The sequence below is a fragment of the uncultured Ruthenibacterium sp. genome (assembly GCF_963558415.1).
In the GTDB taxonomy this organism is placed as follows: domain Bacteria; phylum Bacillota; class Clostridia; order Oscillospirales; family Ruminococcaceae; genus Ruthenibacterium.
In genome coordinates this window covers 1-4,809 of record NZ_CAUWGY010000122.1, presented here as the reverse complement: position 1 = coordinate 4,809, position 4,809 = coordinate 1, and the positions used below count along the sequence as shown (strand labels likewise).

The following is a 4,809-nucleotide window of genomic DNA, read 5'->3' as shown; positions in this document are numbered from 1 at the left end:
AGCGTGAAATTGCCCAAGCGGAAAAGCGCATTGCCGAACTTGACCGGATTTTCAAACGCATCTATGAGGATGATATCAGCGGGACGATCAGCCATGAACGGTTCTTGAAACTCTCCGCCGACTATGAAGCGGAACAAAAGGAACTGACGGAGCAGGTCAAGGCATGGCGACAAGCGTTAGAAACCTTTGAACAGGATCAAGCCGATTTTGCCAGCTTTGCAGCCATTGTGCGGAAATATGTGGGCATCCGGGAACTGACACCCACCATCGTCAATGAGTTTGTAAAGAAGATCATCGTCCATGCGCCGGATACGTCCAGCGGCCACCGCAGGCAGAAGATCGAACTGGTCTGGAACTTCATTGGAGAAGTGAACCTGCCGGGCGACGATCAGGCCGTGGAACGGCAAAGAAAAGGCAGGGCGGCATGACCTTTAAGCCATGCCGCCCTGCGACAATTAAATTACTTCCTTATGGGGGCGCGCCTTGCGGGGAGGCTTTCTTTTATTCTTTTGCTCTGCCGAACAAAATCGTTTTCTGACGGATTTTTTTAGCAAGTTCCAAGGTGAGCTGGTCGGCCTTTAAGCGCCAGCGCCAATTGTTCCCGCCCAGGGTAGAGGGAGTGTTGATACGGCCCGCGGCACCAAGGCCCAACCAATCGGCCATTGGAATGATCGCCAATTTTGCGGGACTTGCCAACACACCTCGCAACATGCCATCTACGTAGCCTTCTTCTCGGTTCAGCCCCAAGTAGGCAATTGCCTTGCGACGTTCTTTTGCGGGACCATGCCGCAGCCAATCGGCCAGAGTGGTGTTGTCGTGGGTGCCAGGATAAGCAATGCAGTTTTCCGGATAGCGGTGAGGCAGATACTCACTGTCGCTACCGGGATCAAAAGCAAACTGAAGCACTTTCATCCCCGGAAATCCGCTTTCCTTCAAAAGGCAACGCACACTGTCAAACATTTCGCCCAAATCTTCGGCCACAATGTCTGCCTTTCCCATTTGCCTTTCCACTTCCCGGAACAACTCCATGCCTGGCCCGTTTCGCCAAGTTCCGCCTCGAGCATTTTCATCTCCATAAGGAATGGCATAGTAAGTGTCAAACCCACGAAAATGGTCAATGCGCACCATGTCGTAAAGCTCCAAAGAGAATCGAATACGGCGCACCCACCATTCATATCCGGTCTTTCGATGATAGTCCCAATCATAAAGCGGGTTGCCCCAAAGCTGGCCGTCCTCAGAAAAATAGTCCGGCGGACAGCCGGCCACGGCTGTGGGAACGCCCTTCTCATCTAGTTGAAACAGTTGAGGATTGGCCCACACATCCGCGGAATCTGCGGAGACATAGATGGGTAAATCTCCCAAAATACGTACCCCTTGTTTCTCCGCATAAGCCTTTAGCGCACGCCACTGACGCTGAAACTCATACTGGCAGAATTTCCAAAAATGGACTTCACTTTCGTATTGAGCATACAGAGCATCAATGGCACTTTTTTCGTGATTCCGCTGCGCCTGCGGCCATTGACGATAATGCACACCGCCGTTCAGCTTTTTGGCTGTCATGAACAGGGCATAGTCCTCCAGCCACCAGCCTTGCTCGTAGCAGAAGTGATAGTAATCGTCCGGGTACCATTGAGAAAACTTCGCAAAAGCTTTCCGCAGTATGTTGAAATGAACAGTTTCCACGGTCTCATAATCTACCGTACCGGCCTTTCCAAAACAAAGGCCCGCATAATCGGATTTTTTCAGAAGCCCTTCCTTTTGCAGCAAATCAAAATCAATAAAATAGGGATTGCCTGCAAAAGCCGAACAACTTTGATAAGGACTATCTCCAAAACCGGTAGGCGAAACCGGCAAAATTTGCCATACCGCCTGCCGGGCTTTTTTCAAAAAGTCAATAAATTCATAGGCCGGTTTTCCCAGCGTCCCGATTCCAAAAGGTCCAGGCAGGCTGGCCACCGGCATTAAAATGCCACTTTCTCGCATGAATATCCTCCTTATGCGATTTTAAAATCCAACATAAGCATTATAAACGAAAAGAACCGGATTTTTATGCCAAAAAATCAGCGTTTTTTTTAGTGTTTTTCACAAAGAGCTATGGTATGATGTTAGGGAATTATACATGTTATGAGCATAGACAGGAGGCCTTCATGAACGGGACAAAAAAGCTTTATTATGAGGAGCCCTATCTTGCACAGTTCTGTGCAAAGGTGCTTTCCTGTACCCCGCTGCCCGACGGTCGCTTTGCCGTAGTGCTGGACCAAACCGCCTTTTACCCGGAAGGAGGCGGACAGCCCGCGGATCACGGATCCCTGGGCGGTGCCTATGTGCTGGATGCACGGGAAGAAAACGGAACAGTGGTACATATCACAGCTTCTCCGGTGCGTGTGGGCGAGACCGTGCAGGGAGACGTAGACTGGATGCGACGCTTTGACCACATGCAGCAGCATACCGGTGAGCACTTGCTCAGTGGTGTGATCAAATCCCAATTCGGTTACGACAATGTCGGGTTTCACATCGGTCCGGATGTAGTGCGGGTAGATGTATCTGGTCCGCTGAGCTGTCAAGATGTACAGGAAATCGAGCAGGCTGCAAACTGGGTGATTTGGCAAAATGGCCCCGTGCAGGTATTGTGGCCCACTCCGGAAGAACTGGCGGACATGCCCTATCGCAGCAAAAAAGAAATTCAAGGTCCTGTGCGCATTATCGATGCGGCAGGAGCGGATCTTTGTGCTTGCTGCGGCACGCACGTGGCTCGCTGCGCAGAGGTAGGCGCCGTGAAGGTGCTCAGCGCTCAAAACTACAAAGGTGGCACCAGACTGTCGATTGTATGTGGCATGCGCGCTCTGCGAGACTACACCGCCAAATGCGAGAATGCCAGCAAAATCAGCAATCTTTTGAGCGCCAAAGTCAACGAAATTGCTCCGGCGGTGGAGCATTTGCAAAATGAGGCCGAAGATTTAAAAATGCGCATCGCTCGGTTGGAGACTGAGCTGTTTGACTGCCGAGCTCAGCAGATGGCCGGCAACCAACAGCCGGTGGTCTTTGAGGAAAATCTGCGGCCGGACAGCCTGCGTCGGCTTTGCACCGCTTTGGGCAGAGTGTGCCCGGGCGTGTGTGCAGCTTTTTCCGGCAACGACGAAGAAGGCTACTCCTACGCACTGTATGACAAAGACGGCGATGTGAGCGAGTTTAACCGCTCCATGAACGCAACGTTGAATGGGCGCGGCGGCGGCCGCGGTGAATTGGCGCAGGGCACGGTGCACGCTTCCCGCGCTGCCATTGAAGCCTATTTTCAAGCTCTGTAAATAAAAACCACCCGGTTTCAAACCGGGTGGTTTTTTTATTCTTCCTTTGTCTTACGGTATTGGCCGATCAACAGTTTCGCAGTGTCGAAATCCAGCTTGTCCTCCACAACCAACCGTTTGATGAGCGCCACATAGGGGTCCGCTGCCTGCTCTTCCGATAGGCGAATTTTCTGAATCAGACGGTCCAGCCGCAGGCGCACCGTGGGATAGGTGACACCGTACGCCCCGGCCATCTCCTTAAGGCTGCCCGACGCCAAAAGAAACTTGCGGATAAACTCTACATCCTCTTCTTCCAGCCCCGCCATCCACTCAGGCATCACTTCCACCGGCATGGTCTTCGCCCCCTTACAGATCCTGGATATTCATTTTATCCATTTCCCGACGCTTTTTGTCCTTGCTGCGCACCACACCGTAAATCAGCAGAAAAATATAGGTAGGCAGATTCGCCAAAAGAAAAACTCCGCCGATGGACCCTATCAGCATCAGCACGCTGGTGCTGTCTGCACTGGCCGAATAATTCAGACTGAAAAACAACGCGCCCAACAATGCCAGCCCCGGCAGAATCAACCCTGGCCACCAAGCCTTTTTCCGCGCCAGTGCCCGCTCAAGGAAACACAACGCCACAAAAATTTCAATCAAAACAATTGGTATTACTACCAAAAGGAGCAAAATATTTGCCGTCATCGCCATTTCTGCTCTCCCCTTTCTGGTCTCAGTATACGCTTTAATTTTATTAAAGTCAATCTTTAATTTTATTTTTCATAAAATTTTATTTCCGTCTAAAATGGCCTCGCACAAGGCATCGCCCCGGTACACCAGCTTCAGCGAGAAAAAGGGCGTATCCTTTGTCAAAAGGTCCAGAAAAATGCGGTCGCCCTCCCACAGGTTCAACTCCGGAACGCGGTCCACCGGCACCCAGGCAAGCTCTCCTTCGTCGCAGGGGTGCAGTGTCCCGGAAAAACGGGAGGACGTAAACAAATGCATGTACTCGGTTCCCCAAGTGTCGGACACAAACGTAACAATGCCCCGAAACTGCACTGCATCCAGCGAAAGGCCAGTCTCTTCCCGCACTTCCCGGCGCACGCAATCGTCCGGGCTCTCACCCTCTTCAAATTTGCCGCCTACGCCAATCCACTTGCCGGCGTTCTCGTCCTGCTGCTTTTTTACCCGGTGCAACATCAGATAGCAGCCATCTTGTTCCAGATAACACAGCGTCGTATTTTTCACGCTTCTCACTCCTTTGTATCAGCATACCACACCGGACGGCTTTGTGGTATACTGTTTTCAAATAAGGGAGGTCGATGTACGTGGAACAGGTGACAGCGGCGCAAATGAAACAAATCGAACAAGCAGCCAATGCAGGTGGATTATCCTATCTTACCATGATGGAAAATGCAGGCCGTGCGGCCGCTGAATTGGCCAAAGAATTGTGGCCGGATGCCCGGACGGTGGCGGTATTCTGTGGCAAAGGCAACAACGGCGGAGACGGATTTGTAGTGGCTCG

General features: G+C 51.7%; 7 protein-coding genes. 3 read left to right on the top strand and 4 right to left on the bottom strand.

Annotation, left to right across the window (positions count from 1 at the left end):
• Positions 1–428: DUF4368 domain-containing protein (locus tag AB5H98_RS12695; RefSeq protein ID WP_367926263.1), on the top strand; the 428-nt coding region annotated here is incomplete at its 5' end.
• A gap of 73 nt (positions 429–501) precedes the next feature.
• Here the strand turns inward: AB5H98_RS12695 and malQ are convergent.
• The gene (gene malQ / locus AB5H98_RS12690; protein WP_367926262.1) at positions 502–1,983 is read right to left on the bottom strand and encodes a 4-alpha-glucanotransferase; all 1,482 of its coding nucleotides are present in this window, start codon (positions 1,981–1,983) and stop codon (positions 502–504) included.
• 164 nt (positions 1,984–2,147) lie between these two features.
• On the opposite strand from malQ, the gene AB5H98_RS12685 reads away from it, so the two are divergent.
• On the top strand, positions 2,148–3,305 hold the full coding sequence (locus AB5H98_RS12685; protein WP_367926261.1) for an alanyl-tRNA editing protein: 1,158 nt from the start codon (positions 2,148–2,150) through the stop codon (positions 3,303–3,305).
• Between the two features lie 35 nt (positions 3,306–3,340).
• Here AB5H98_RS12685 and AB5H98_RS12680 read toward each other — a convergent pair whose 3' ends face one another.
• From AB5H98_RS12680 to AB5H98_RS12670, 3 genes are all read right to left on the bottom strand, one after another.
• A complete protein-coding gene (locus AB5H98_RS12680; RefSeq protein WP_367926260.1) occupies positions 3,341–3,637 on the bottom strand; it encodes a DUF2089 family protein in 297 nt (98 codons plus the stop codon).
• 13 nt (positions 3,638–3,650) lie between these two features.
• Entirely contained in the window at positions 3,651–3,995 is a 345-nt protein-coding gene (locus AB5H98_RS12675; RefSeq protein WP_367926259.1) for a hypothetical protein, read from the bottom strand.
• Between the two features lie 69 nt (positions 3,996–4,064).
• Positions 4,065–4,532 carry an NUDIX domain-containing protein gene (locus tag AB5H98_RS12670; RefSeq protein WP_367926258.1) on the bottom strand — a complete coding sequence of 156 codons (468 nt, stop codon included), beginning with the start codon at positions 4,530–4,532 and terminating at the stop codon, positions 4,065–4,067.
• A gap of 80 nt (positions 4,533–4,612) precedes the next feature.
• On the opposite strand from AB5H98_RS12670, the gene AB5H98_RS12665 reads away from it, so the two are divergent.
• Positions 4,613–4,809 (top strand): NAD(P)H-hydrate epimerase (locus tag AB5H98_RS12665; protein WP_367926257.1); only part of this gene is annotated, 197 nt, incomplete at its 3' end.